Here is a 25,792-nt window from a genome sequence, read left to right on the forward strand (position 1 = left end):
TTTGATCCTGGCGGAAAGATGCCCGGCCCTTCGGGTTGGCTGAAACGGGCCGGCTGATCGACCGGCCGGCTTGGCCGTAGAGCTGGGCTACGACGCGGCCGGCCGGTCGATCATCCGACTCCATTTGAGCCAACAGAATGCTGCAATCTGACCAGGAAAATAACAAAAAATGGCCCTGCGGCACAACGAAGATTGCATCACGCAATCAAGACATCACACAAGAGCGATGTCCCGATCGTGCTGTGCGGCGGCGGGTATGCCGGCAGCCTCAGCCAATGAGCTTCGAAGTGCTTCGACAACCCTGACGATGTCGAGATCCGTCATCTGGGCATAAAGCGGCAGGACTATCGTTTGCCGCTGCGCGGCCACGCTTCGCTTCAGGCTTGTCGCAGCACGATGAGAACTATGGTCGGAATAGGCACCTTCTAGATGAATGTTCATCACACCGCGTCGGGTCGAGATCCCTTGATCGAGCAGTGCCTGCATGACCGCCCTTTGGTCGACAGCATCAGGCAATCTCACGCAAAAGCTCTGCCAATTGCTACAAGCCCAATGCGGCTCGACCGGTGAGAGCCCAGGGATCGAAGACAGGCGCTCACAATATTGCTCGGCGAGCCGCCTGCGCTGCGCAATCAGCCCCGGCAGCCGCCGCAACTGTTCCCTTCCGACGGCAGCCTGAAGGTCGGTCATACGGTAGTTGTAGCCCAATTCGTCATAGTCTTCGAAAATCACCTGTTTCGAGCCATGGCGAACAGCATCGGTAACGCTCATGCCATGCTGACGCCACAGCCGGAATTTTCGATCATATTCGGGATTGGCGGTGGTCAACATGCCACCATCACCTGTCGTGACGACCTTCCGGGGATGGAAGGAGAAACAGGCAATGTCGCCATGCGGCTTGCCGATCTTTTCCCAACGCCCGTCCCACTGGATTTCGCTTCCCGTCGCGCATGCCGCATCTTCGATGACCGGCAGCTGATGGCGCTTGCCGATCTCCACTATCGAACGGAGATCGCAAGGCATGCCAAGCTGATGCACACATAGGATTGCCTTGGTGCGGGGCGTGATGGCTGCTTCGATCAGGCTGGGGTCGATATTGTAACCATCTGCTTCGATGTCGACGAAGACGGGCACCGCATTGCAGTATCGAACAGCGTTCGCGGTGGCGATGAACGAATGGCTGACCGTGATGACTTCATCGCCGGCACCGACATCGACCGCCATCAAGGCGAGATGCAGTGCGGTCGTGCAGTTTGAAACGGCGCAGGCATGTGCAGCGCCGACAAAGGCTGCGAATTCGCCCTCGAAGGCCGCGACTTCCGGTCCCTGCGTTACCCATCCTGACAGAATAACGCGGCGCGCGGCCTCAGCCTCCTCTTCTCCGAGGACGGGCTTGGCGACCGGAATCGTTGATAGAGACGGGCTCATGCAGCTTGCCCTCCTGCCGCAGCGGTCTTCATCTGCCACCAGGCGACAAGATCACGAAGCCCTTGTTCCATCGATATTTCCGCTTTGAAGCCCAGGAGTTTCTCGGCCTTGCTGATATCGGCAAGACGACGGGTTACGCCGTTGACCGTGCGGGCTTCTTTGTGCTGCGGTTCGAGTGAGACCCCCATGATGCTGCTCAGCATCTGCGCAAGTTGCAGGAGGCTTATTTCCTCGCCGCTCGCGACATTGAATACTTCATCGGTGACATCGCTCTTCGCAGCCAGCAGGTTTGCCCGGGCGATGTCACGTGCATCGACGAAGTCCATCGTCTGGCTGCCGTCTCCATAGATGAGGGGTGGCATTCCGGTCGCCAGACGCTCCATCCAGCGGATCAACACTTCGGTATAGGCGCCGTAGACGTCCATCCGCGGCCCGTATACGTTGAAATAGCGCAGCGCCACATAGCGCAGGCCGTACATCTCCGCAAAGCTGCGAAGCAGCCCTTCGTTAAACGTCTTGGCCGCGCCGTAGATCGTCCTGTTATTATAGGGATGATGCGCTTCGGTGGTCGGAAAGCTCTCGGCCAAACCCAGAACAGAGGCTGAAGAAGCAGCGACGACCTTCGACACACCGGCCTTTACGGCAGCTTCGAGAACGTTGAACGTGCCCTCGGCCAGCACATCGAAGGCAAGCCGTGGGTCTTCCGCGCATTGCGTGATGCGGATGGCCGCCTGGTGAAAGACGATGTCTACGCCCTCGAAGGTTTTCGCCAGCAACGCTCTATCACGGATATCTCCCTCGATGATGTTGACGGACCCGCCACCTATTGCCGTGCTGAGATTGTCCCGGCGCCCGCGCACGAAGTTGTCGAGGATGATAATCTCGCGCGGCTTCTCCAATGCGACGAGATCGGCGATATGCGACCCGATCAGGCCGGCTCCGCCGGTAATGAGTACCCGTTGATCTCTCACGATCTTCCTCCATGCGATATATCTAGCACAGCATCGGCTTCCGTGCGCCAGCGTATGAACTTCGCCGGCACGCCCGCCACGACTGAAAACGGTTCGACATCGGAAACAACGACTGCGCCCGCTCCGACGATCGCCCCCTTCCCGATGCTCACGCCGGGAAGAATTGTTGCGTTCGTTCCAATATCGGCCCATGCGCCGATGCGGACCGGCTTGATTTCGAGATCCGTGCGAATGATCGGCACATCCACCGGCAGTGCCGTATGGGTCGACCCAAGCACTTTGGCGCCAGGACCCCAGCCGACACAATCCTCGATAACCAGGTCGCGTGCGTCGAAATAGGCCATCGGGCCGATCCAGACATTGTCGCCGATCACGCAAGTGCCGTCGAAGCGTCCCTGGATATAGGCCTGGGCGCCGATGAACACGCCATTGCCGATTTCAAACGTTTCCGGATGTTTGAAACCGGCGCCGCCCGCAACCTGCAGTCCCGTGCCGCAGCTCCGCGCGATCGCTTGCCAAATGGCTTTCCGCATCAGAGTGTCGACGACCCCGTCGCCTGTGGCGAAACGACCGTAGAGGTCTATCAGGCCAGCGCGCCCGTATGATTGCCTGAGCTCTTCGACCAACCCAGTTTGGTAGTCAGGATCTGCCGGTCTTTCATGGCGACCATGGACGGCCTGCACCAGTCGAGCCTCGCCTGGGCGGTTAACTGACATAGGCGTACTCCAGCACGGCGGCCACCTGGTCAACGTGTCGTACAGGCATCTCTGGATAGATCGGCAGCGAGAGGACCTCCCGTGCGGCGGCTTCCGAAACAGGGAAGTCCCCGGCCTGGTAACCAAGGTCGGCATGGGCTTTCTGCAGATGAACAGGGATGGGATAATGGAGCCCGGACGGAATGCCTTCCGCGCTGAGCAGGCGTTGAAGCCCATCGCGATCACGGCTTCTTATGGCATAGACATGATAGACGTGACGCCGGTCGGCTGCTTCGACAGGGATTGTCAAATCCGTCAATCCGGCAAGCAGCGAGGAGTAGCGGCGCGCAAGACTGCGACGCGCCTCGGTCCAGTCTTCAAGGTGCCCGAGCTTGACACGCAGGATCGCGCCTTGAAGGGCGTCCATGCGATAGTTAAAGCCTTTCAGCAGATGGTGATAGCGTTGCTCCTGACCCCAGTCTCGCAGCATGCGCATCGTCTTGGCCTGATCATCGTCATTGGTAACGACTATACCCCCCTCGCCGCAGGCGCCGAGGTTTTTGCCCGGATAGAAGCTGAAGCAGCCGGATACGCCGATACTGCCGGCGCGGTGGCCTTTGTATTGCGCCCCATGGGCCTGGCAGGCGTCTTCGATGACCGGTATCCCGTGGCGGTCGGCAATTGCCTTGATCGCGTCCATATCGGCCATTTGACCGTAGAGATGGACGGGAACAATGGCCTTGGTCCGGGGCGTAATCTTTGCCTCGACCTCAGCCGGATCCATCGTGAGTGTCACGGGCTCAACATCGACGAATACGGGTTGTGCGCCCGTGTAGCAGATCGCCGACACGGTTGCGACGAACGTGAATGGCACCGTCATGACCTCATCGCCAGGGCCAACGCCGGCCGCAAGGAGGGCAAGATGCAAGGCGCTCGTTCCGGTGTTGACGGCTATCGCATGCTTGACGTTGCAATAGTCTGCGAATTCCTGCTCGAAATGCGCGACCTCGTCGCCCAATACGTACTGTCCCGAGGCGAGGACGCCGAGCACGGCGGCGTCGATCTCACCCTTGATTGATTGATATTGTGCCTTAATGTCCAGGAACGGGATCATGCGATGCGCCTTGCCTCTTCGAGCTCGATGATGCGACCGCGCTGGGCTAACGACCGGCTTGCTGCTTCCAGAATGCGAACGACGCGCAGGCCGGCATGGCCGTCCGTAATGGGCCGCGAATTCTGCTCGATACACTCGACGAACTGATCCAGTTCGCGTTTCAGTGCTTCGGTCATATCGAGCTTGGGCGCCCACATGTCGCCGCTGCGGTAGCCGACCATCATCTGATGCACTTTCTCGCCATAAGCCTGAGAATTGGGGTTCAGCGTGATGCCCTTGTCGTAGACCTTGATTTTTTCGCTGGGCTCCAGATCGTCGTAGACGATCATCTTGTTGCTGCCGCCGATCAGCGTGCGGCGCACCTTGACCGGCGCCAGCCAATTGACGTGGATGTGTGCGATGAGCTTGCTTTCGAAGAAGAGCGTCAGATAGGCGATGTTTTCCGGCTCGCCGAGTACATGGCTCATGCCTGTCGCTGAAACAGCCACCGGCCTTTCCTGCACAACATGGTCCAGGATGGAGAGATCATGCACCGCGAGGTCCCAGATGACGCTGACATCATGCTGAAAGAGCCCCAAATTGACCCGAACCGAGTCATAGTAATACATGTCGCCCAAGCCGTTCTCGACCAGTTCGCGCATCTTGCGGACGGCGCCGGTGTGGACGAAGGTATGATCCACCGCCAGCACAAGGCGTCGGCGTGTGGCCTCTTCGACCATCCGCGAGGCTTCCTCCGTCGTCGATGCCATCGGCTTTTCGACGAAGACATGCTTTCCGGCCATCATAGCCTGCATTGCGAGCTTGAAATGGGTGAAGACCGGCGTCGCGATAGCGATGGCATCCACTCTTGGATCACGCAGCACTTCCTCGAAATCATCGGTGATCGTCACTGCGGGGTAGCGGCTTTTGACAGCCGCCAACCGTTCGACATTGAGATCACAGACTGAAATGAGCTGCGCGCCGGCCGCTTCCGAGATGTTACGAACCAGATTCGGGCCCCAGTACCCATACCCAACAACGGCGATACCGATCATTGCACTTCTCCCAGCGCTTGCATGTTGACTGATCGGTCATGAACGCGACCGATGATCCTGGCCGGAACGCCGACAACAATGGCGCCGTCGGGCACATCCTTGGTTACAACCGCGCCGGCGCCGACCTGTGCGGCTTCTCCGATGATGACGCCAGGCAGAATGGTGGCGTTGCTGCCAATCGACGCGTGGCGCTTGACCAGAGTAGGGATGACAGCCCAGTCGGCTTCGGTCTGAAGGCTGCTATCCGGATTGACGGCGCGCGGATATATGTCGTTCGTAAACATGACCCCGTGGCCAATGAAAACGCCGTCTTCCAGCGTCACGCCCTCGCAGAGGAAGGAATGGCTGGAGATCTTGCAGCTTTTTCCGACCAGGACGTTTTTCTGAATCTCGACGAAGGTGCCGATGCGCGTTCCCGCGCCGATCGTGCAGCCGTAAAGATTTACAAGGTCTGGATGGTGGATAATGGTGCCGTCATCCAGCGTGACGTTTGATGCAATCATCCCTGCAAAACCCCCTACTCTTGAACAGGTCCAGACTTTCAGTTGAAACAAACAATCGCTTGATTGCGCCCAAGGTTTCACACCGACAGGACTAATATTTTTCTACAGTCCAAAGAGAATTGTTTTCTGTATCTGAGTAAAGAAACAAAACGTTTAAGGTTATTCACCTAAAGGCGTATCTACTTATGACGACTTACGCCTTTAATCATACGGCGACCAACGTTGGTGGCGGGCTCTCCTGCCGAATCCGTGGCCGGCCCTACGCCGGAGACTGCGATTGTTTCCATGCATTTAGTGGCTCGTCGCAAGCTACGGTGTAACGATGTAGTTTATCCTGTAAACTATCTAGTAACGCGCAAGACTACTTCAGATTTATCCTTCTATTTCCGACTTATTACGGAAGTTGCGCGCTACTTAGCCTATATTAGCTACTGTAACGTTCCGCGAATTGTGGTATTCGATTCCTACTTTAGAGTTTCCTAAAACCCCCGAATTGAGAGGGGTTGGTACTCGGGTCGTAGTTGAGCGTAACGTGTTAGGGGAGGGTGAAGCTGTGAATTCAGCACTTGTACCGAATTTGGACCTCAGGCAGGAGAACGTAGCTCTTCCCCTCAGGATAGATAATCCGAACACATCTGCCGTGCCGGGAAGACACACGCATTCTCTTGTCATTCTCGATAATCGTGAGCTCGATCGTCAATGCCTGGCGCAATGCATGGCTGCCCAGAAAGCGGATTTGCAGATTCTGGCTTTTGGATCAATTGAGGAGTGGAAGCAGAAGCGCGATGAATATCCTCCGCTTTCGGCAATCCTCTTGAACGTCGGCGGCAAAAAGATCGATGAACCGACCGTTTCGGAGCAAATCCGGAAGCTTTCGTCGGAATTCGCATCGACGCCACTCATCGTATTGGCCGATAGCGACGATTTCGGTCAAATCGTTAGGGCACTTGAGTACGGAGCCAAAGGGTTCATACCCGCCTCAGTCAGCGTCAGCGTCTGTATGGAGCTGATCGCGCTGTCGGTGGCAGGAGGAATTTTTGTGCCTGCAAGCGCCCTGTTCGCCATGCGTCACTTGCTGGACTCGAGCAATTCGACCGCACGCCCCCTATCCGGCATATTCACGGATCGTCAGGTCGAAGTCGTGGAGGCGCTCCGACGCGGAAAGGCAAACAAAATTATCGCTTATGAGCTCAACCTGCGAGAAAGCACCGTAAAGGTGCATGTTCGCAATATTATGAAAAAGGTCAAAGCGACGAACCGAACGGAAGTCGTATTCAAGCTCAACGATCTTTTTCTTTCGGGCAGTTCTGCGGCAAGCAGCCTGTGCTGATGCGGTCGGCCGATCAGATCTTGCATCGCATCACAAGCGCATTCTCGCTCTAAACATCCTCGGTGGCTGCACGGCAAATACGCCACCGAGTCCGCGATTGCATCTTCAGCCTCACCCGGGAAGTTTGTCATGCACGCCTCTCCAGGTGAGGCGGTCTGCATGTGCGATTTTCCTACAGCTAATTGCCGGTGCCCATAGGAAGCCTGGAAAGCGCCGTTCGGATCCTGCGCAACGGGCCTCTCTGCGAATGGGGGACCAGACCGCGCGCAAGATGCCAGAAATATCGGAATTCAGGCAGCGGCGGTACATTCGGCCGCAGGCCATTCAGGCGCAGTCTGACCATCAGGCCATCGACGCCTGAATATAGTCGCAGACGCCAACCAGCATCACGTTTGAAGTGTAGAAATGTTACTTTCTCGCCGGCGCTGCTTTCGCCGACGGGAGCGTGACGAAGAACATTTGCAAGATCTGGCTGCTGACAGCGCTCAAGAATATCGGAGAACCATGCAAGCCACTCGGAATCGCTCCGATCGGGAATCTGATGAATGCTTTTTCGATCCTTGCCATACCGTCCCGACACGACTTCATCGCCTGAGCCACCGAGTTGCGCGATGACGAGGCGCGCGCGCCTGAATTCGTCGTGGGATAGAGATGGATAGAAATCTTGCAGCCTCCGCGCCCGCTCAAACTGGCCTCTGCAGATCAAAGCGAGAAGGAAGTACGCCCACTCGACCGGATCCGGGTTGAGTGCCCCATATTCGGTCATGGTCACCTTGACCAGGTCCACCAGAAGGTCATAAGCGCGCTCGGCGTCGCCCTCCTGCAATGCACAGATGGCAAGACGGAATTTGGCTTCGGGCAGGTAGGATACATAGTCCAGGCAGCGCGCGTAGCACTGCTTGGCTTCCTCCACCCTGCCCTGCTCGAGAAGCAAGTCGCCCTGCTTCAGCAAAGCGCGATCGCTCGCTTCCCCCACGACATGGACGCTCTCTTGCTTGGAGATCCGCTGGACCTTTGTAAGATCGCCGAAGGGGCCGGACTGGATGATCTTTTCGCCGAACTGCAGGCCCTTGTTCAGCATGAACCACTGATATATTTGCGGCCTGTGGCTCAGTGTATGACACGAATGGATCAAACTGTAACCGGCTGTCGTGATACGCCGTATTTCGTCGGGATGGGCAAAAAGGTAATCTAGTCGCTCGACCACGTTGTGGCCGTCAACAAAGACACAGTTTTCCATGTCGACAAAGCCGGCTGCCTCTACTGCCGCCGTGCGTTCGGTCGCGAGACAGGCATTTGCCCCGGGAATCTCGAAGTGCTTGCGTACGACCTCGCCGCCCATGGTGCCGCATGTGGGGACGATGAGGCTCGCGTTGAGCGCGCGCGCATAAGCCACTCCAGACAGGAGCTGGGAAGCCAGCTTGCTCTCATAGGCGTGTTGCGGCGAGACCAGGCAGGGGTAACGGTCGCGGATCATCGGAAAGACCGTCTGTCGCCAGGGATAAAGGCCGTAGGCCTGACCTGTGAGCATGGCCGGGATGACCTTATGCTGGCCATAGTCGTGGTAGACTTCGGGATCGATGAAATTTGGCCAGACGAACAGATTCTCCTTCACCGCCGGCATATATTCCGGAGCCATCGTTGCGATCGCGAAATACGCCTCGATGCCCCACTGCTCCATATCGGAAAGGAAGCCCGCGCGTCGATCGCACCATGCGTCGGCGTTATGAAGGCCAAGCTTCGGAACGGCGACATGGGTGTTGGTGTTGGTGATTTTTATCCGACGCGACCCATGCGACCGATAACCGCTTTCAAACAGCGTCAGATCCGGCTCGTACCTGTCGCATATCTCTGCATAGTCGCAGTCACGGTTAATGACGACGACATCGAAATGTGTTGCGAGGCATTTGACCTGCTGCTGCATGTGCAGCAGCAGGTAACCGGCCGCGGTCGCATTGGGCTGATGGTCCCATTGAAAAAAAACGAGCCGCGGCTTTCGATCATTAACGTTGCTATTCATGTCCCTATCGAATGGCTTCAGGAGCAGGGAGCTCGACGTTCGCGGCCGCCAGATGCGGATAAGCCTCTTGCGAGGACTTGGCGCTGGGCCAGTTCCTTGCGCCGCCGGAAAGCTTCCACTCGAAATAAGCGATCGTTCTCTCAAGCCCCTCACGAAGGTTCACCTTCGGCTGCCAGCCCAGTTGTTGCGTTGCGCGGCTGATATCGGGCTTGCGCTGTGTCGGATCGTCAACTGGCAGATCCTTGAAGACGATGCCGGACTTCGATCCGGTCATTTCGACCACCATTTCTGCCAATTCTCGGACCTGGAATTCTCCGGGGTTGCCGAGATTGATGGGGCCTGTGACCCCAGCGGGCGCGCCCATCAGACGGATAAAGCCGTCGATCAGGTCGTCTACATAGCAGAAGGAGCGCGTTTGCGTGCCGTTCCCGAAGATGGTGATCGGCTCGTTTCGAAGCGCCTGAACGATGAAATTGGAGACGACGCGGCCGTCATTGGTCTGCATGCGCGGACCGTAGGTGTTGAAGATCCGCGCCACCCGGATTTCCACGCCATACTGACGATGATAGTCGAAGAACAACGTTTCGGCACACCGCTTGCCTTCGTCATAACATGCCCGCGGGCCTATGGGATTGACACTGCCCCGATACTCCTCCGGCTGCGGGTGGACTGCCGGATCGCCATAAACTTCGCTCGTGGATGCCTGGAAGATCTTCGCCTTGGTGCGTTTGGCCAGGCCGAGCATATTGATGGCCCCGTGCACATTGGTCTTCACGGTCTGCACGGGATCGAATTGATAGTGGACCGGAGATGCTGGGCAGGCGAGGTTGTAGATCTCGTCGACCTCCACATAAAGCGGGAAGGTGATGTCGTGGCGAAGAATCTCAAAGCGGGGATCGTCGAGAAGGTGCAGTACATTGTCGCGCGAACCGGTGTAGTAATTGTCCACGCAGAGAACGTCATTGCCCTCTCGCAAAAGCCTCTCACACAGGAATGATCCCAGAAATCCGGTGCCGCCGGTTACCATAACTCGCTTTTGTCCGTGCATTGGTGTGCTCCGTTGTTGACGGTTGCCTCGCGGAAGCGAGGATGGTTAGTAGGCTCCCCTGCGCTTGAAGAGCGCAGGGATTGTGCTGAGAAGAATTTGGCAGTCGAACCACAGGGACCGGTTGTCGATGTAGAACTCGTCGAGTTGCTGCTGCAGCTCGATATCCGCATTGCTTCGTTCGGATATTTGCCAAAGGCCGGTGAGCCCCGGCGTGACGGAACGGCGCTTGGCTCGAAATTCGCCGTCCATAGCCAGGAGGTGATATTCAGGAAACGGACGCGGTCCGACGATGGCCATCTCGCCCGCAATGATGTTTGCCAATTGCGGCAGCTCATCGATGCTCGAAGAGCGCAGCATATGTCCTATAACCGGAAGGACGCGCGGATCGTCTCTGAGCTTGAAGTGGCTCAACCACTCGGCGCGCATAGTCGGGTTGTCTTGGAACAGTGCTTCAAGGCGCTGTTCCGCATCCTGATACATCGTCCTCAATTTCAGAACGTGCACAGGCTTGCCGGACCGCCCTTCCCTGGTGTGCCGGAAGAAGACGGGGCCCGGATCAATGGCATAGATTGCGGCCGCTGCAAACGCGATGAATGGCGCGACCACGATCATTGCAGGGATGGCGATTGCGAGATCGAGGATCCGGCGAACCAGATCCGAGTTCACTGAATTCTCACCAGTGGCGAGGCGAATACCGATCTCTCCGCCGACATCCGCAGGTCGCAGTCCGCTTACCTTGAGGCTCGGCGTGTCGGACAGCAAGATGACTTCGGCAAACTTCCGACGCATCACCGCCAAATCGGGTATAAGCGAGCCTGTTTCGGCCGCAACCACGGCAATGGAAGGCCTGCCATCGGGCAATGTCTCCAAAGTATCGGGGAAAAAGGGCTCCGGCCTGATGCCATACTGCCAGTGGTCCTTGAAGTGGGTCACGAGAGCGGGAGTAAGGTTGTGTGCCCCTATGACAACCGCGCGCTCGCCCCAGACTCCAAGCTTCCAGCACAGGCCCCGTGCAAGCCAATGCACAAATGGCTGAACAATCAGCCCGAGAGCGAGGAACCCAATGACGGCAAGCAGCAGTCCTTCCCCCTCCGGCAGGATAATTGCTCCAAACGCCGCCAGGACAGCCACCTTGACGGCAGCTACACTGCGCCGCCGCAGATGTTCATGGTCATGCAACCGGTATCCAGGATAGAGGCCGGCCGATGCGTAAAGAATAATCGCGGCAAGTGCTGCGATCGTGAACGTACGCTCCGCTAGCGTGCCTTCCAAACCACTGGGGAGAAAGGACAGGAGAACAAAATAGGCAATCAAATAGCCCGCAATGTCGCCGGCGACCAGAAAGGACGAGGTTGCGAGCCGAGGAAGCCGACGCCGTAGTGCGACGGGCATATTCGGCCCTGCCCGGTCAAAGGGATCGGCGGCCTTAGCTGCTATGGGTGGCACAGAACCTGCCGGAATCGCCCGCGCCGTCATATCATTTGATGTGGCTGCCTTCGACGGACGCGGTGTCATTTCTGTCGACGCAAATAAGGACATGATGGCTACACCTTTACAGCTGCTGCTTTTGGCGCGCTTGATCCAAAAACCGCGTCTTCGATCGGAAACTTCCGAAGCCCCAGTCTCTGGAATGCCGTCAGTGAGATGAAGGTCGGCACGACGAGCGCATAGCGCCGCCACAGCCGTCGTGGCTCGCATAAAAGACGAAACGCCCATTCGAAGCCGCTTCTTTGAATGATCCTTGGAGCCTGCCGCTTGAGGCCGGCGTGGAAATCGAATGCGGCTCCGACTCCGATGAGCATCGATGCTTCCAGACGATCACGCATGCGCGCCATCCAGAGTTCCTGCTTGGGACTGCTCAGCCCGACCCAGATGATATCGGCGCCCGATCGATTGAGCCGGTCAGCAATTTCCGTTTCCTCCCACGTCGACAGGTTGCGAAAAGGAGGCGCATAGGAGCCGACGATCCGTGCTTGCGGAAATTTTGCGAGAAGGCGCGCCTGCAGCTGTTCGAGCGTTTCGGCCGTTGCGCCATAAAGGAAGTGGCGCAAGCCCTTGGAGCTGCCGGAATCGAAAACGGATAACATGAGATCCGGTCCATAGACCCTGTCGCTTTCGGCATGACCAGCACGCTTCAAGGCCCATACCAACGGCATGCCATCAGGAGTTACGAGGAAAGCCCGGTTATGTATCGACCGGAGCTCGGGATCATTTTGACATCGGACAACGCCGTGTGCGTCGCGAACGCACACATATTCCTTCCTGCCGTCTTCGATCGCTTTTTGAATAAATCCAGTCGCGCTTTTGAGATTAACTGCCGAAATGCGAACACCAAGTACATTAATCCATTCCAAAGGACTCGTTTGATTGAGAACTGAATCTTGGCTGCCGTCTGCTGATTGCTTTCTCATGACCTGCGCTTTCGCGATCTAAACTGTCATAAGAATATGCCGCCAGGACGATTGCCTCCATACTTGCGTTTCCAACTGTTGGACGTAGAAGAGACTTCATGTTTCTACGTCTTACGCCGAGATAGGTTACATATTCGAAGTAAGGCTATGTACCCCACGGCTTGCCACGTTGCTCTTTTTGATGAGCGCTGTCCCGAAAGAGCGGTTTGACCTCGGCAAGGCCGGACGCAGGTCGTCATCCCGCCAGAGCGCAACCGAAAAGTCCAGCGCGCCTACGATGCAAACCTCTACAAGGAACGCAATCGCATCGAGCGCTTCTTCGGCAAGCTCAAACAGTCTCGACGCGTCGCAACCCGATACGACAACCTGCTCGTGAACTTCAGGGGGTTCGTCAGGCTCGCCGCAATCGCAATATGGCTAAAATCGTCGATATGCTTCTTTACAACGCGGCGAGAAAACCCTGCGGGGCGGCCCGCTTATGCGATGAATATGGCGCATGCATCTTGCACACCGGATCGATCCAAGCCGGGTCAGCCAACGGAGCAAGCTGCGTCCCGAGGTCTCGCACCAGCGGTCGAACTTGGTCGCCCCGCTCAAACACGGTCTGGAGCGAGACATCGATACTACGCTCGGCAAGCAGATCGTCGACATAAGGCAGGCTCAGCAGAAACGGAAAGCGTAGTCACATCGCATGCGCGATGATCTCCGCGGGAAAGCGGTGGCGCATGAAATGCTGAGCAATGGGTTGGTCGAATCGATACGGTGGACCTCCCATTACCATCTCGATCAGCACCAATCGTAAGGCAATGCTGCCCAAAATTGCCGAATTCAGAAAAAAATGTCGATTCCGCATTTGGCGGGAGCAATCCAGCCACGCCCACCAGGTTTTTCTAAAGTTTTCAATGGATGCATGTCGCTCTGGTTGCAGAAAGAATAACTCGCGGCAAGCGAGATATTAATACTGCCACATTTTGGGCGACTCGAAATTCACCAAATATTTCAAAACGTAACTTTGGATCGATCCGGATATTGTGGCAGCAATAAGGCTATGCTTCTCAAGCACTTACTGTTGCGTTGCTGTTGCGCCCTCAAAAATGTCGCCCTATAACCTGCCGCCGTAACGCTGGATTAACCACAGATATTAACGGGCGGGGGTTGAGGAACAAGACCATGACAACATACTACGTAGCGACGACTGGCAGCAACGGCGGTAACGGCAGTGCCTCCTCTCCCTTCCGCACGATCAGCGAGGCGATGTCGGCGAACCTTAGGCCCGGCGACGAGGTCGTGGTGAAGGCGGGGACCTACAACGAAGCTATTAACATCGACAAAGACGGCTCGGCGGCAGCCGACATCACGCTGCGCTCGGAAGTGCCCGGCGGGGCGCTGATCCGGCCGCCCGCGGGCTCGTGGAACGCGATCAGTGTCAACGCCAACTACGTGACAATCGACGGCTTTGACATCGGCGGCGCCAAAGGCGACGGCATCGAAGCGAACAATGTCCACCACGTCTCAGTTCTCAACAACAAGGTCCACGACAGCGGGGAGTCGGGCATTCAGTTCAACTGGTCGGATTTCATCCGCATTGAAGGGAACGAGACCTACAATAACGCGTCGTCAGGCTGGTTCTCGGGCATCTCGATCTACCAAAACCGGAACATCACCGGCGATACCTCGACCGACGGCTACCGTACGATTGTGCGGGACAACATCTCGCACGACAACGTCACCAAGTCGGGTGAGCACACCGATGGCAACGGCATCATCATCGACGATTTCCAGAGCACGCAGACGAGCGGTCATCCGAACTACACGTTCAAGACCCTGGTCGACAATAACCTCGTCTACGAGAACGGCGGCAAAGGCATCCAAGTTACCTGGAGCGACTCCGTCACGGTGAAAAACAACACCGCATACCACAACAATCAGGACCCGCAGAACAGCGGCACCTGGCGCGGTGAGCTCAGCAACTCGCAGTCGAGCAACAACACCTGGGTCAACAACATCGCCGTAGCGGACCCATCGGTTAACAAGAACAACACTGCGATCGATAACACGTCGACCGGCGGCTATACCAACGACAACGTCGTCTGGGCCAACAACATCACCTACAACGGCACGGCCGGCCAGGCATCGGTCAAGACCGACGGCGGCAACGCTATGCCGAGCGCGGCGAACGGCAACAAGCTCGGCGTCGACCCGAAATTCTCGGGGGCTGCGAGCGACAACTTCCACCTCGGCTCCGGCTCGGCGGCGATCGACAGCGGAACCGCCAAGTACGGCGTCGGGTCGGTCGATCTCGACGGCCACGCTCGCGTCGTTGGAACTGTCGACATGGGTGCCTACGAATCGAGCTCCAGCGCGGTACCGGGAACGCCAACCACGCCGACTAATCCGGGGACGCCAACCACACCGACACAACCGGGAACGCCAACCACTCCGACGAAGGCATACATCGGCACCAACGGCAACGACATCCTGCCACACACCGGTCAGTCCAACGGCGGCAACGAAACCTTCAAGGGTCTCGGCGGTAGTGACGTGTTGAAGGGCGGCGCCGGCGCGGACGTGCTCGACGGCGGTAATGGTACCGACACGGCCAGCTATGCGGGCTCCGGGGCGGTCAGCGTCAATTTGGCGACCAAGGCCGCATCGGGCGGGCAGGCCACCGGTGACAAGATCGCCAGCATCGAAAACTTGACTGGCTCCAGCTACAACGACGTGCTGACCGGCGGGAATGGCGGCAGCAACGTTCTCAATGGTGGGGCTGGCGCGGACAAACTCAGCGGCGGCGCCGGCGGGGACGTCATCAATGGTGGTGCCGACAACGACACGGCGGGCTATGCGGGCTCCGGCGCGGTCAACGTCAACTTGGCGACTGGGGCCGCAACGGGCGGGCATGCCGCCGGTGACAAGTTCGTCAGCATCGAAAACTTGACTGGCTCCAGCTACAACGACGTGCTGACCGGAAATAGCGGCAGCAACGTTCTCGATAGCGGGGCCGGCGCGGACAAGCTGAACGGCGGACTCGGCAACGACAAGCTGTTCGGAAAAGCCGGCGCGGACATTCTGACCGGCGGCGGCGGCGGCGATACCTTCGTCTTCAATGTGAAGCCCGACAATATCAGCGTCGACAAGATCCGGGATTTTTCCTCCGCGGCGGGCGACAAGCTGATGCTCGATCATTCGATTTTCACCACGCTCAGCCTATCCAAATTTTCGGACGAGAATTTCGTTCTGGGAACAAAAGCGCTGGAGGCTGATGACAAGCTGATCTACGATCAGAAGAGCGGCATTCTATCCTATGACGCGGATGGGAGCGCAGCGGGCGCGGCCGTCCATGTCGCGGATCTCGATAATTCCGCAGCACTTCACTTCAAAGATTTCCTGCTTGTCTAACCAGGTCGGCCCGTCGCCTTTCAGGCGGCGGGCCTACAGCGTCACGGGCAATCGTGTCTCTCCTCTTGCCGGCACGAAAAACCCGGCCACATTGTCTGTTGACGCCACTCAGGCCGCAACGGAGAAACCTTTGCCCTGGATCGCCTATCATCCATTTCATCGCCGCGGCATTTCTGACCAACGGCATTCCGCATTTCGTCAACGGGGTCAGCGGCAGGCGCTTCCGCATCCCCTTCGCGCAAGGGGCAAAGCTCGCCTCGCCGACGGCGAATGTCGTCTGGGGCTGGGCCAATTTCCTCATCGCCTTCCCAAGCCGCTCGGGCAGATCTCGCCAGTGACCACCGGAACGCCCCGGGAACACCGCTCGTCGCGGCGCCCTTTTGTTACTCGGGCGGCGCGACTACGCTTTCGGTGTCCGCCCCAGCCTTCTGAAGATCCTGTAAACTGCCAAATTCTCCCGAAGGCATGACACTCGGATGTATTCGGAAGCTCTTGTCGTTCAAATTGCCGGCGTAGCGGTTATGCGCGAACTGCACGTATCCAGGCCCATGGTCAGGAGCGTAGACATAGGCTGCAAGCCCGTTGCTACTGTCGATCGACACGATATTGCTCTCGATACGATTAGGACGTGCCCATGACGGACGCCAACCCCTGCCCGTACCGTCATCAACGCGAAAAGCCGCGCCCGATCCGTGCGTGATAACGTTTCCCGTCACCAAGTTGCTCCAGCCGCCGTTGATGCCGATCGCCGATATATTGTCCGACAGCGTATTTCCTTCGATGCGCACACCACTGGCCTTGCCATCGGTGTAGATCGCCCAACTGATGGGAGTCGGCCATTCATTGATATTTTCATATCCGAAAGGCCAAAACGTCCCATCGGCCCTGTTCATAAGTTGACCTGTCCCGGTGATCAGATTGTAGCGGATGCTGCTGTTCAGGAGGTCAGCCTGCTCGCCCATCAGCTTGATGGCACCGCCATCTGCCGTCTGCTGATTGGCGTTGCGGATCTCGTTATGTTCGATGACTGCGTCGTGGACTGCGTCTTGTGCTCCCCACAGTGAGCCGCCGGCGATACCGAACTGCGCAGTATTTTCGACCAGGTTGTGGGCGATCCTGATACTGTCTGTCGCCTGGAACCATATCCCCGCGGTTTCAAAGTAGACCCTTCCGATGTCATGAATATGGTTCGACAGGATTCTGGCACCGTCGGATCTGCCGAAGCTGCCATAGGTCGTGCCAACGTAAATACCGTTGCCAGCCACATCTCCAATCACGTTGCCGGCAATCAAGACATCTTTGCTCTCGGAAACATGGATGCCGACGCCGACATTGTCGATGGAGTTGCCAAGCAGCCGAACACCGTCCGAGTGATCGAGCCGTATGGCCCCAAAGCTTCTGGTGTCGGTACCGAACTTGCCGCTGCCCTGCGGATCCCCATCCCGAAACCGGAGCCCGGATATAACCATACCGTCGGCTCCATCCAGCCTGAAGAAGGTCGGCAGGATGCCGGCCACAACCGTAGAACTGGTTGGTAGCCCATCGGTCGGGATATAATCGAGTTGACCCTTGGTGCGGTCATACCACCACTCCCCGGGCGCATCGAGCAGCGCCGCCGCCCCGGCCAGAAAATAGCGGCTGCCTTCTGCGGTGAAGAAATAGCCGGTGCCTCGGGTATTTATCGCCCGGTTCGCGGCGTCGATTGAAACCACTGGGAGGGTGTCACTGCCCCACTGGCTGCCGGGGTGAAAACCACCGACGATGTGGGCGACAAGGCCTGCTGCATTTTTTGAGATCGGAAGATCGCCGGCATGGAAGCAAAAACGCGTGTTACCATGCCATAATTCGTCGTCCTGCGTGCACTTAGCCGCGAAAAGCCACCCTTTGCGCGGGTCTCCATCGGGTGGAGCGTTGGGAAAACGAGCCTGCGTCTGGCGCGCGCCGCTGACGAAAAGATCGCCCACATCCCGGCCCGCAGGCAGCTTCAGTGACGCCTTCCAGCGACCATCGGCCTGCGCCGTCCAATTGCGAACGATCGGGCCACCGTGCAGAACCGGCGCCTCGTTGCATCTCGCCGCGATGACCAGTCCCGCATCGCGAGCATCGAAGACTATCGGTTCAGCAAGATAGTAATCCCCATTGCCCATTGCGATCGTATTCTGGCCGCCCTTCTGGCGCGCAGCATCCCGCGCTCTTTCAATACTTGCAAAAGGACCGTCTGTACGCCGAGAATTTGCTTTAGGAAGGTGCCCGCTCCAGGTGTCTTTGCCCTCGGGAGAGACATAGAATACTGCCCGGGCCGCGGATGCTCCGGTCAATATGTTGCTCAGTGAAGTCCCCTTCAGCTTGTCCGAAAAGGTCGCCGGCGAAGCTTCCGCGCAGGTTGCATCCCTGACCGCCGTCCGCAGCCTGTCGGGCGCATCTGCGTCCGGGCTCACCGGGGCGAGCTTGCTCGGCTGCGGAAAGAGCATCGCAAGCGAAATGCTCAAGATCGGTGCGAAGCGCAGCCTCATGAGATTTGCAGCTCCGCCGTTGGGCTGCGGGCCGGCGCTCGCAGTTGCCGGCCGGGGGCCGTCGAAACAACAACAGGCTTGTATAGAGAGAACATGATGATGGCCGTTGTGAACAGAATGAAAATGGCATCGTTCTGGATCAGGAAGATTGTCTCGGTCAGGTTCATCACCAAAATCACAACCGTGAAGACGTTCAGCCAGAGCCAGCCACAACGCGGGTCCCCGCATTGGAGGGCCGCCCCTTGGCGGAGTGCCTGCAAGAGCATCAGAGCGAACAAAGTCATTCCGCTTATTCCGAAGCTCAGCAGCGTATCGCGGAAACCATTATGGGCGTGGGGAGCCATCCATTGGATCTTTGCCCAGATAATCCAGGCTTCGGGGTTCGCCTCTGTCCAAAACGCCTGGTAGCCGAAGCCGAGCAGCAGATGATCGGCGATCTGACCATCGACCAGTTCCCACAAGGGCACTCGGCCCGTCAAAGTGGCATCCTTGCCAAGAGCCTCAAGGAATGGGACCAGGAATTCGCGAAGCAAAAGCAGGATCCCGACGAACATTTGAACAAAAAACAAGATGAAGACGATGCGACTGATGCCACGGAGTCGCTGCAACACGGAGTAGAACCCGATCAGGCAATATGCCGATACCGTCGCAATTGTCGCGGTCATCGATCCGGAAAGGAAGAGACAAGCCCCGCCCGCCATCAGCAAGATCAAAGCGGTTCGCCGCAAGCCTCGGTTACCGTCCATTATTACGGCGGTCGACACCAGTATCATCATGCCGGCGTACCAACCAAGACTGTTCTTGTGGATGAATATGCCGCGCACCGCGCTGTCCGTGGGCATGCGAGCGAGCCCCGGTGACACTAGAAAAATCAACAGGCTGAGGACGATACATGCACCGAAGGTCGCAAATGCAATGAGAAGTAACTGCCTCGGTGTAAAGCGTATCGCCAACACATAAGCCAGAAGAACGGTGAAGAGCAGGCCGATGGCACGCCTGAAAGTCGTCGACGGGCCAACCGACCAGAAGACAGACATGAAGGGCATGGCGACCATCAGCGGGACAAGCCAATTTCGCTTGAGCGCTGTGATGAATTGCGGAAAATTTCGTGCCAGCATCAGCAATGTAAACCCGTATACGGGTAAACAAAGCAGACGCAATATAGACCTGGCATGATCGCTAAGGCCTCCGTCGGCATCCGCCAGCATGAGCGGGAAAAGCGCGCCTGTCTGAAGAAAAAGGCATAGGCCGGCGCCCCAGCACTCTATTGCCCGCCAACTGACAGTCGGCCCATTTGCTGTTCTAAGCGTGTACGCTCTCATTACCCGTCCCGACTTGCTTGGACATATGAGAGGTTGTTGATCGCGGCAATTTGGAAAGACATGCGTCCCCTTTCATAGCTGCGCTGCTTACCAACGAACAATCATCCCGCCACATCCCCGGTCAACCAACACAAACGAAGGCGGGGCTAAGCCTAACGTCCATACCCACCATCCAAGGACGTTGTTTGGATTAAGCTTACGGTCTACCCCTCCTCCAAAAGTTGGTGCTGGGGCCTACGACATTGCCCATAAGAGGAGATGTAACCTGTGACCAATCATCGGTAGCTTGACGATGAAAGCATACCGCGAAGCACGTCGCGCTGAGCCGCAGTTTCCGGTGAAGTGAGGCAATAATTCTGGCGCAGCCGGCTGTTGGCAGGTGACGCTTAGAAGGGTTGGGATTGCAATGGTTCTGCGTCATGGTCCTGGTTTTGTACGTTGCATAAAGGGAGCGTCACGCGTTGCGGCGTTGTCGGCGGTGACCCTACCGGCTCAAGGCGAAATCCTGATCGAGCAGAACTCCTTCCATCAATTCGCGCTGCCAAACGCGCGAGCGTTCGCAACTCCGGCGCACCGACGTGTCGCCCAGCGACGCGCTTGAGGGGTGTCATGGAGCGACCGACAATCAGCGTCCTTATCAATAACTACAACTACGGTCGCTTCGTTGCCCGGGCAATTGACAGCGCCTTGAGCCAACAGGCGTCCAATGTCGAGATAGTCGTCGTCGACGACGGCTCGAGCGACCAGTCGCGCTCTGTTCTCGACGGCTATGACAAGCGGGTGAAGGTGCTCTTCCAGGAGAACCAGGGACAGGCCGCCGCCATAAATGCAGCTGTGAAGTTAAGCAGTGGCGACATCCTCTGTTTTCTTGATGCCGATGACTGGTGGGCGCCAGGCAAGCTGTCGGCAACAGCCGCTGCTTTCCACTCCAATCCTCAGGCATCGCTTGTTTATCACCGACTTCAGCCAACGCAGACCGATGGCTCGCCGGCCTTCAAGCCAATCCCTCGGACCCTGTGTTCAGGAAATTTGTCGCCACGGCTCGCCAGATCGGCTGGTTGGTGGCCCTTCCCGATGACATCAGCCGTCGCTGTAAGACGTAGCGCGTGGGATGCTGCAGGGGATATTCCCGAGCAGTTCCGCATGTCTGCCGATGCCTGGCTCACAGGCATCTATCCATTTCTGGGGGGCGTTGTCGCCTTGTCGGATCCACTGGGGTTCTATCGGATTCACAACAATAATTGGTATCGGCCAGTCGATGACGCCGCCATGCTGCGAAAGCGGATGGCCCATTGGCAGGCGACCGTTGAAGCGACGAACCGGTTTCTTTCCGCGCACGATCTGGCCGGAAGGCTGCGTCTGACTGATCACTATCCGTACCGGGTCGCCTCAGCCAAGCTGCAGGGCGCCGACACACGCACCCGGTTCAGCCTTGCTGTGGAAGGGCTCTTTTTCGCCGGAGAACCAAACTTGCTGAGGCGGACGCGTGATGCATTGCGCACCGCCTACGACTTGCCTCGACTTGGTCAGGATGTCGGCGTGTCGGAGTCAGCGGGATGAAGGCACTGCTGCTGGTTTCCGAACTGGAAGACTACACCATCTCCTTCGCGAGCGGCGTTGCGCGACATGCGCACGTCGTCCTAGCGGTTCCGCGCCGGCGCTACGCACACCTTGCTTCATGGATCGATCCGGCTGTCGATCTGCACCTCATGGACTGGCCAAGGCACCGCTCGCTCTCCAATCCCTGGTTCCTGCACCAACTCACGCGTCTTATCCGGCAAGAGCGGCCGAACGTCATTCACCTTCTGAGCAACTCGACGCTCTGGTTGAATTTTGCCGCGCCGTTCTGGCGCCCGATCCCGATCGTGACCACCGTCCATGACGTGGAAGTGCATCCCGGCGATTCCGACACCCGCACGCTGCCAGCCTGGGCTCCTCAATTGATGGTGCGGCAATCGGGTCATGTCGTCGTCCATGGCGAAGGGCTGAAACGAATGGTCCTCGAGCGATATTCAAAATCGCCTGATTGTGTCCATGTCCTGTCGCATCCCGCCATTCATCGCTACGCGGAGCTCGCTCGACGGCACCAGATGGCGCGGCGCGGCGCAGATGGAACTTTGCGCGTTCTGCTTTTCGGACGGATTTTTGCTTACAAGGGATTGGAGCATCTGATCCGTGCCGAGGCGATGCTCAAGGACCTGCTCCCCAATCTACGCATCACGGTCGCTGGCCGCGGCGATGATCCGTGGATCTTCCAGCCCCTTATGGGGGACGCCGGCCGCTATGATATTCGCAACCGCTTTATCGAGGACATGGAGGTCGCCCAGCTCTTTCTGGATGCCGACATCGTTGTCCTTCCCTATACGGAAGCCTCTCAAAGCGGCGTTCTCAATCTTGCCGCGGCATTTGGCAAACCGGTTATCGTGACTGATGTCGGCGAATTGCGAGCCACCGTTCTGCCAAACGGACTGGGAATGGTGGTTCCACCGGGAGATGTGGAACAGCTCGCGAGAGCCATCTGGACATTGGCGGAAAATAACGAACTCAGAAGCAGTTTCGGGACCAGCGCGCTTGCATGGGCTACAGGTCCGAATTCGCCTCAACAGGTGGGAGCACAGGCTGCGGCCGTTTATCGTAAGGTGGTCGGGACATGCTAATGAACGCGCTCACGGATGGGAATCGGGTCGCGACGCGCAACGCAACCGCATCCGTCCGCCACTACGTCCCGGGTGGTTGCGAAAACGGTGGCGGAATTGGCAGGCTTGTCGGCTATATATCGAACACCGCGAAGGAGGCCGGCGAAACACACCTCGTCACTGACACCAGAGGGCCTCGGTGGTCCTCAGTTGCGTCGCCTGTGCGCCTGCTCGGCGCCGTCTTGATGATGGCGAAGGACCGGATAATTGCTCCGGCACGCATTCACCATATTCATGTCGCGGGTCGCGGCAGCACCGCAAGAAAACTGATCCTGACCGAGGCTGCCCGTGTCCTCGGGTGCTCTCACATATTGCACCTGCACGACTACGACTACGCGAGCGACTTTGCCGCGCGCTCGCCACGTCAGCAAATGCTTGTACGCCGCATGTTCCAACATGCCGACCAGGTCGTGGCACTGGGCCAGCGCGACCGCATGACGCTAACGACGCTTCTCGGCGTGGAAGAGCGGCGCGTCGTCGTCATCCGCAATTGTGTTCCCGACCCCGGGCCGCGCAATGTTCATGTCGGCGAGATGCCGTTGATCATATTTCTCGGCCGGCTGAGCGAACGCAAAGGCGTTCAGGAGCTTCTGCTTGCCTTGAGTCATCCGATCATGAAAAAGCTCCGGTGGCGAGCCGTGCTGGCAGGCGACGGACCTGTGGAAGACTACCGGCGCCAGGCCGCCGCCATGGGACTTTCAGATCTGGTGAAAATGCCGGGCTGGCTTGGCGCCGACGAGGCGCAAGCCTTGTGTACACGGGCAGATATCCTGGTCTTACCTTCGCATGCCGAGGGCTTGGCAATGGCTGTGGTCGAAGGGCTTGCCCATGGGCTCGCCGTCGTCACCACGCGCGTCGGCGCGCATAGTGAAGTCATCTCCGACGGTGAAACCGGCGTCTTCGTACCTGTCGGAGACAAGGATGCCCTGGCTGCGGCGCTGGCTAAGCTCGTCACCGACCCGGACGTCCGCAACTATCTGTCGGCCAAGGCCCGCGCTCATTATCTCAACAATTTCAGTATGAAGGCTTACATGCGATCGCTGGACAAACTCTATGACGCTATCTCCGCGCAACCTCAAACAACGGCTGGTGACCAATGACTATTTCGACTGTGCCGCCAGACCGCAACACCTCGCTCTCATCGATGCGCTACGATCCCCGGCTACAGGTAGAGACTCGTTCGGACGACCTTGATCTGACTTCAGGCCTGCGCCTTATCCGGCGACGGATGGTCATGATAATGGCCATCGTCATGCTACTTATGGCGGTTGCCGCAACCGTGATTTCGGGATTGAAGCCGACTTATCATGCCGAGTCCCGGCTGATCATCCACACGCCTCTGGCGACAAAGCTCGGCACCGACGAGTCCGGCCGCAACGATCCGCTGGACGCCACATCTGAGACCGAACGGCTTCTTTCCAGAAGCATCGCAGAGCGGGTAATCCGCGACCTGCGGCTCAATGAATGGCCGGAATTCAATCCGGCGCTGCAAGAAATCTCGCCTATCGACAAGATCCGATCAATGCTGCGCGGTTGGGTCGATAGTGAAAAACCGTCCTTGCCTATCCGGGACAGCATCGAGCCGATAATCCCGAAATACTACAAGGCCCTCCGCGTTTGGCGCGATGGCCAGGGTGACGTCATTCAGATCGGTTTCGATGCGGGCGACCCCGAACTGGCCGCCTCGGTCCCGAACCGGCTCATCAGCATCTACCTCGAAGAGCGGAAGGACAGTCTGCGCGGTCGAGTGGACGCAGCAGAAGAATGGCTTCTGCTGCGCATCGATGAACAGATGGGGCGCGCCAAGGCAGCACGCGATGCCGCGGACCTGTACCAGAAAACTACCGACGTTGCATCAAAAGACGACGATCAGGTTGAACAGATCAAGTCGATAATGGAGCTGGGAGAGCGGCGGACAAAAATCGAACAAAGCCGCGCTGAAGCGAGAGCAACGATATCCGCACTCGAAGCGGCCGACGACGCCTCGCTCGTCCTGCAGAGTATGGTCATTCCCGACAGTATTGTTGCAATGCAACGCGAGCTTCGTACGCAGGAGCAAGATCTCGAGCGCCTTCTCGAGACATATGGCAACACGGCCGAAGCCGTGGTCGACGCGCGCGCCAAGATCCTTAAATCCCGCACCGATCTCAGTCTTGCAACCGATCGATATCTCCAATCGATACACGCCAAGCTTGCGGCGCTCGATCATGAGGACGACGCAATCCGGTCGGCATTGGCGGTCGCTCATGAGAAACGCACTCGCTCTGCCCTGGCGCAAACCGAGTTGGCCCGACTCCAGCGCATGGCTGACAAAGAGCAAACGGCGCTGGACAAGCTCGAGGAGCAGCGCCGTGGCCTGGCTGCGCAAGCCATGTTGCCGGGCGCGGAACTGGAAGTCTTGTCACCGGCCGCGGTGCCGCTGGCGCCGAAGGGACGCGGGCGGCTTTTCTATTTGATCGGCGCCCTTTTGGCTTCGATATCGATCGCGGTGACGGCCGCATTCGTGGTCGAGATGTTGGACAACTCAGTCCGCAGCTTCGACCAGATGGCCGGAATGTCGCGCATCGTACCCGCCGGATTCATCCCGCACCTGAAACGGAAAGACCGGAGAGAGCCGTCGATGCTCTTCGGGAGCATGCAAGACGGGATGTTTGACGAAGCTATTCGCTCCGTCATGACTTCGCTCAAACAATCCAACGGCGGAAAGTTGCCTAACAGTATCGTTGTGACGTCGGCTCACAGCGGAGAGGGTAAGTCGCTTGTCGCCAGATCCCTGGCAATCGATCTCGCCGCCAACGGAATTCCGGTGCTGCTTGTCGATGGCGATCTCAGACTCGGAAATCTCGACTCGCTTTTCAAATCGGAGCTAAAGCAGGGGTTGAACGAATTCCTGTGTGGACAGGCCGGAATGCGGGACATCATCCATCACCATCCAAGCGGCATCGACTTCATTCCGGCTGGCAATGCCAGTCTCCATCGGCGCGTTCGTTTGGCTGATGCGGCGGACATCGTCGCGATGGCCGGCTCACTCGGCCAGATCGTCATCTTCGACAGCGCGCCGGTGCTCGCCTCGGCTGATACGATGCATCTGACAGCGTTAGCAGAACGAACGCTGGTGGTCGTAAAATGGGGAAAGACGAGCCGTCGGGCCGTAGAGTTTTGCCTACATCAGCTGAAGACCGCGCGCAACGCAGAGGTTGCCGTTGCCATAAATAACGTCAATCCGAACAAACACGCCATGTACAACTTCAGTGATTCAGAACTGTTTGTGAGCTCACTGAGGAAGTACCACGAGTACACATGAGTTC

The 25,792-nt window shown here is 57.9% G+C and carries 20 protein-coding genes and 2 pseudogenes; 9 read left to right on the top strand and 13 right to left on the bottom strand.

Translation table 11 applies throughout. From position 1 onward, the window contains the following. From G9X68_RS31675 to G9X68_RS27535, 7 genes and pseudogenes are all read right to left on the bottom strand, one after another. Positions 1 to 205, bottom strand: a pseudogene (locus tag G9X68_RS31675) (hypothetical protein); the annotation flags it as partial. 8 nt (positions 206 to 213) lie between these two features. Then, positions 214 to 1,428, bottom strand: a complete 1,215-nt coding sequence (locus tag G9X68_RS27510) for a DegT/DnrJ/EryC1/StrS family aminotransferase (RefSeq protein WP_171605078.1) — start codon at positions 1,426 to 1,428, stop codon at positions 214 to 216. Further along, entirely contained in the window at positions 1,425 to 2,399 is a 975-nt protein-coding gene (locus G9X68_RS27515) for an NAD-dependent epimerase/dehydratase family protein (RefSeq protein ID WP_062941749.1), read from the bottom strand. Before G9X68_RS27515 ends, G9X68_RS27510 begins: the two co-directional genes overlap by 4 nt. Next, entirely contained in the window at positions 2,396 to 3,115 is a 720-nt protein-coding gene (locus G9X68_RS27520; protein WP_171605079.1) for an acyltransferase, read from the bottom strand. Before G9X68_RS27520 ends, G9X68_RS27515 begins: the two co-directional genes overlap by 4 nt. Continuing rightward, on the bottom strand, positions 3,105 to 4,208 hold the full coding sequence (locus G9X68_RS27525; RefSeq protein ID WP_171605080.1) for a DegT/DnrJ/EryC1/StrS family aminotransferase: 1,104 nt from the start codon (positions 4,206 to 4,208) through the stop codon (positions 3,105 to 3,107). Before G9X68_RS27525 ends, G9X68_RS27520 begins: the two co-directional genes overlap by 11 nt. Then, positions 4,205 to 5,242 carry a Gfo/Idh/MocA family protein gene (locus G9X68_RS27530; RefSeq protein ID WP_171605081.1) on the bottom strand — a complete coding sequence of 346 codons (1,038 nt, stop codon included), beginning with the start codon at positions 5,240 to 5,242 and terminating at the stop codon, positions 4,205 to 4,207. The genes G9X68_RS27525 and G9X68_RS27530 overlap by 4 nt, the downstream gene beginning before the upstream one ends. Further along, positions 5,239 to 5,745 (bottom strand): acyltransferase, encoded by a 507-nt coding sequence (locus G9X68_RS27535; RefSeq protein ID WP_171605286.1) that lies wholly within the window; start codon positions 5,743 to 5,745, stop codon positions 5,239 to 5,241. Before G9X68_RS27535 ends, G9X68_RS27530 begins: the two co-directional genes overlap by 4 nt. 553 nt (positions 5,746 to 6,298) lie before the next feature. Here G9X68_RS27535 and G9X68_RS27540 point away from each other — a divergent pair. Next, positions 6,299 to 7,075, top strand: coding sequence for a response regulator transcription factor (locus G9X68_RS27540; RefSeq protein ID WP_171605082.1), 777 nt, complete (start codon positions 6,299 to 6,301; stop codon positions 7,073 to 7,075). A gap of 178 nt (positions 7,076 to 7,253) precedes the next feature. Here the strand turns inward: G9X68_RS27540 and G9X68_RS27545 are convergent, their stop codons facing one another. From G9X68_RS27545 to G9X68_RS27560, 4 genes are read right to left on the bottom strand one after another with little or no spacing between them, the layout of a single operon-like run. Continuing rightward, positions 7,254 to 9,095: a glycosyltransferase family protein gene (locus tag G9X68_RS27545; protein ID WP_171605083.1), complete on the bottom strand. Its 1,842-nt coding sequence runs from the start codon at positions 9,093 to 9,095 to the stop codon at positions 7,254 to 7,256. A gap of 4 nt (positions 9,096 to 9,099) precedes the next feature. After that, positions 9,100 to 10,143: a UDP-glucuronic acid decarboxylase family protein gene (locus G9X68_RS27550; protein ID WP_171605084.1), complete on the bottom strand. Its 1,044-nt coding sequence runs from the start codon at positions 10,141 to 10,143 to the stop codon at positions 9,100 to 9,102. 45 nt (positions 10,144 to 10,188) lie between these two features. Beyond that, positions 10,189 to 11,682, bottom strand: coding sequence for a sugar transferase (locus tag G9X68_RS27555; RefSeq protein ID WP_171605085.1), 1,494 nt, complete (start codon positions 11,680 to 11,682; stop codon positions 10,189 to 10,191). A gap of 5 nt (positions 11,683 to 11,687) precedes the next feature. Beyond that, positions 11,688 to 12,554 (bottom strand): WecB/TagA/CpsF family glycosyltransferase, encoded by an 867-nt coding sequence (locus G9X68_RS27560; protein WP_171605086.1) that lies wholly within the window; start codon positions 12,552 to 12,554, stop codon positions 11,688 to 11,690. 225 nt (positions 12,555 to 12,779) lie between these two features. Between G9X68_RS27560 and G9X68_RS27565 the strand changes: the two are divergent. The 4 genes and pseudogenes from G9X68_RS27565 to G9X68_RS27580 form a co-directional block, all read left to right on the top strand. Then, positions 12,780 to 12,977 (top strand): annotated as a pseudogene (locus G9X68_RS27565) (transposase); the annotation flags it as partial. 73 nt (positions 12,978 to 13,050) lie between these two features. Continuing rightward, positions 13,051 to 13,236: a hypothetical protein gene (locus tag G9X68_RS27570; protein WP_171605087.1), complete on the top strand. Its 186-nt coding sequence runs from the start codon at positions 13,051 to 13,053 to the stop codon at positions 13,234 to 13,236. 488 nt (positions 13,237 to 13,724) lie between these two features. Continuing rightward, positions 13,725 to 15,953 carry a choice-of-anchor Q domain-containing protein gene (locus tag G9X68_RS27575; RefSeq protein WP_171605088.1) on the top strand — a complete coding sequence of 743 codons (2,229 nt, stop codon included), beginning with the start codon at positions 13,725 to 13,727 and terminating at the stop codon, positions 15,951 to 15,953. Between the two features lie 98 nt (positions 15,954 to 16,051). Next, positions 16,052 to 16,291 (top strand): hypothetical protein, encoded by a 240-nt coding sequence (locus G9X68_RS27580; RefSeq protein WP_171605076.1) that lies wholly within the window; start codon positions 16,052 to 16,054, stop codon positions 16,289 to 16,291. 45 nt (positions 16,292 to 16,336) lie between these two features. Here the strand turns inward: G9X68_RS27580 and G9X68_RS27585 are convergent, their stop codons facing one another. Next, complete coding sequence (locus G9X68_RS27585; RefSeq protein ID WP_171605089.1) at positions 16,337 to 18,466, bottom strand: right-handed parallel beta-helix repeat-containing protein; 2,130 nt, start codon at positions 18,464 to 18,466, stop codon at positions 16,337 to 16,339. Next, on the bottom strand, positions 18,463 to 19,788 hold the full coding sequence (locus tag G9X68_RS27590) for an O-antigen ligase family protein (protein ID WP_171605090.1): 1,326 nt from the start codon (positions 19,786 to 19,788) through the stop codon (positions 18,463 to 18,465). Before G9X68_RS27590 ends, G9X68_RS27585 begins: the two co-directional genes overlap by 4 nt. Before the next feature lie 609 nt (positions 19,789 to 20,397). On the opposite strand from G9X68_RS27590, the gene G9X68_RS27595 reads away from it, so the two are divergent. From G9X68_RS27595 to G9X68_RS27610, 4 genes are read left to right on the top strand one after another with little or no spacing between them, the layout of a single operon-like run. Continuing rightward, positions 20,398 to 21,348, top strand: a complete 951-nt coding sequence (locus tag G9X68_RS27595; RefSeq protein ID WP_171605091.1) for a glycosyltransferase family 2 protein — start codon at positions 20,398 to 20,400, stop codon at positions 21,346 to 21,348. Further along, a complete protein-coding gene (locus tag G9X68_RS27600; protein WP_171605092.1) occupies positions 21,345 to 22,445 on the top strand; it encodes a glycosyltransferase family 4 protein in 1,101 nt (366 codons plus the stop codon). The genes G9X68_RS27595 and G9X68_RS27600 overlap by 4 nt, the downstream gene beginning before the upstream one ends. After that, the gene (locus tag G9X68_RS27605) at positions 22,439 to 23,584 is read left to right on the top strand and encodes a glycosyltransferase family 4 protein (protein ID WP_171605093.1); all 1,146 of its coding nucleotides are present in this window, start codon (positions 22,439 to 22,441) and stop codon (positions 23,582 to 23,584) included. The genes G9X68_RS27600 and G9X68_RS27605 overlap by 7 nt, the downstream gene beginning before the upstream one ends. Then, positions 23,581 to 25,788 carry a GumC family protein gene (locus G9X68_RS27610; RefSeq protein ID WP_171605094.1) on the top strand — a complete coding sequence of 736 codons (2,208 nt, stop codon included), beginning with the start codon at positions 23,581 to 23,583 and terminating at the stop codon, positions 25,786 to 25,788. The genes G9X68_RS27605 and G9X68_RS27610 overlap by 4 nt, the downstream gene beginning before the upstream one ends. Positions 25,789 to 25,792: the final 4 nt, after the last annotated feature.

This window comes from Rhizobium changzhiense, assembly GCF_013087625.1.
GTDB classification, from domain to species: Bacteria; Pseudomonadota; Alphaproteobacteria; order Rhizobiales; family Rhizobiaceae; genus Rhizobium; species Rhizobium sophorae.